The sequence below is a fragment of the Bellilinea sp. genome (assembly GCF_034432615.1).
Lineage (GTDB): Bacteria > Chloroflexota > Anaerolineae > Anaerolineales > Anaerolineaceae > Bellilinea.
Map to the genome: position 1 here is coordinate 1 of NZ_DAOUBL010000218.1, position 1,857 is coordinate 1,857.

Below are 1,857 nucleotides of genomic sequence, written 5' to 3' on the forward strand. Positions count from 1 at the left end.
CCCCCTCCTGCGCCTCCCCCAATATCGCTTTGGCAATATTGGGGACGTGGGTGGGGGTTGTTTCGCCACAATTCAAGTTTCGATACAAAGTTTTAGGGTTGTCAAGGAACTTTGAGAAAGCCATAATAACCATCGAGTATAATTCCGCGCAATGAGCCTGAATCGTCTGCGACGGATTGTGCGCAACCTGCTGATTTTGCTGCTGTTTGCGCTTGTTCAGGTGCGCAGTGAGTATAACACCGCCGACCCGAATGAGCGGGTACGCCGCTACACCCGCTGGCAGGAATTTGATTACATTTCTTGGACGCTGGATGCGCTGCGGCTGAAGCAGCAGCAGGCAGCCCTCAACCTGCCGCGCTACCTGACCCTTGAGCAGCAACGCCAGATCGTGCTGCGTTATTTGGAGCGAGTGGAACGTCTCAATCAGGTGCGCGCCCAAATCAACACCCTCTACGCCGACCCCAACCTGCCCAACCCGCAGCAGGCCGCGGCTGCTCTGCTGGCGGAACAGGATGCCCTCACGAGAGAGATCAACCAGCGCCTTGCGCCGCTGGCGGAATCGGTGCTGCAGTACCAGTTGAGCGTGGTGATTGCCGAATTGGGGCTGGGGCTGGGCGGTCAGCCCATCCCGCCGCCGCTCTATCACGTTACCAGCCTGCCCTACGCGCTGATCGTTTCGCCGCGCGAGGTCATCCGACAGGACGCGGATATCTCGCTGGTGGCCGATCTCTCGCTGGATGAGATTGTACGGCTGGAAAGTGAGGTGGAGCGGGGGTTGAACGTTTCGGCGCTGGTCGTGCCGGTGGGCGGGGTGGGTACTTACCCGACCATGGTGATGAGCACCACTGATTTGAACTGGCTGGCCGAAGTGATTGCCCACGAGTGGATTCACAATACGCTCACCCTGCGCCCGCTGGGGGCTTTGTACTACGCCTCGCCCGAAATGCGCACCATCAACGAAACGACCGCCTCGATCGCCGGCAAAGAAATTGGGGCAATACTCATCGAACGTTTCTACCCGGAAAAGGTTCCGCCACCGGCGGCGCAACCCCCTCCCACGCAGCCGGAGCAGCCGCAAGAACCGCCGGCTTTTGACTTTCGGGCTGAAATGCGTGAAACGCGCGTAACGGTGGATGCGCTGCTGGCGGAGGGTAAAATTGAAGAGGCGGAAGAATACATGGAGCAGAGGCGGCGCATTTTTTGGGAAAACGGCTACCGCATCCGGCGGCTGAATCAGGCTTACTTTGCCTTTTACGGCGCCTACGCCGATCAACCCGGCGGTGCTGCCGGGGAAGACCCCGTCCCCGCTGCCGTGCGGGCGCTGCGCGCCCAGAGCCCTTCGCTGGCGGCGTTCATCAACCGCATTGCCTGGGTAACTTCTTACGAAGCGCTGACCGCCTTGCTGAAACCGTGAAGTCACCCCATCAGTCCAAATCGCTCATTCCGCCAAAGTCACCGCCCTCATCGCTGCCCAGTTCGGGCAGGTCGCGCTCAATATCCTCCGGCGATTGACCCTTTTCCAGCCGATCCACCACTTCGTCGAATACATCCCCCATATCCTCGCCCAGTTCGCTTTTCATCTGGCGCATCATGCGGCCCAGTGTGCGCGGGTCATCTTCCAGACCGGCTAAATTGTCCGGGTCTGCCAGGCTTTCCAGGCGGCTCTCATCGGAGCGGGCAACCCGCACCCGGCCGATGCGCCGCTGAACACGCTTACTTCCGCAGTGGGTACAGGTAACCTCGCGCGTGCCATATTCGGAATAGGACATAAAGACTTCAAAGCGTTTGCGGCAGTCCAGACAGCGATACTCGTAGGCAGGCATTCTCACACTCCACTCATCAAAGAGTTCAATTTCT

At 59.4% G+C, this 1,857-nt stretch carries 2 protein-coding genes; one reads left to right on the forward strand and one right to left on the reverse strand.

The genetic code is table 11. The annotated features are described in order from the left end of the window. Window positions 1-151: 151 nt before the first annotated feature. The gene (locus VAE48_RS09820) at window positions 152-1,414 is read left to right on the forward strand and encodes a hypothetical protein (protein WP_322793149.1); all 1,263 of its coding nucleotides are present in this window, start codon (window positions 152-154) and stop codon (window positions 1,412-1,414) included. A 10-nt stretch (window positions 1,415-1,424) separates the two neighbouring features. Here the strand turns inward: VAE48_RS09820 and VAE48_RS09825 are convergent. Next, on the reverse strand, window positions 1,425-1,857 hold a 433-nt coding region (locus VAE48_RS09825; protein WP_322793150.1), incomplete at its 5' end, for a zinc ribbon domain-containing protein.

What these genes read in the sequence shown, in the direction of transcription:
- VAE48_RS09820 (WP_322793149.1), top strand. Translation starts at nt 152, where the DNA reads ATGAGCCTGAATCGTCTGCGACGGATTGTGCGCAACCTGCTGATTTTG.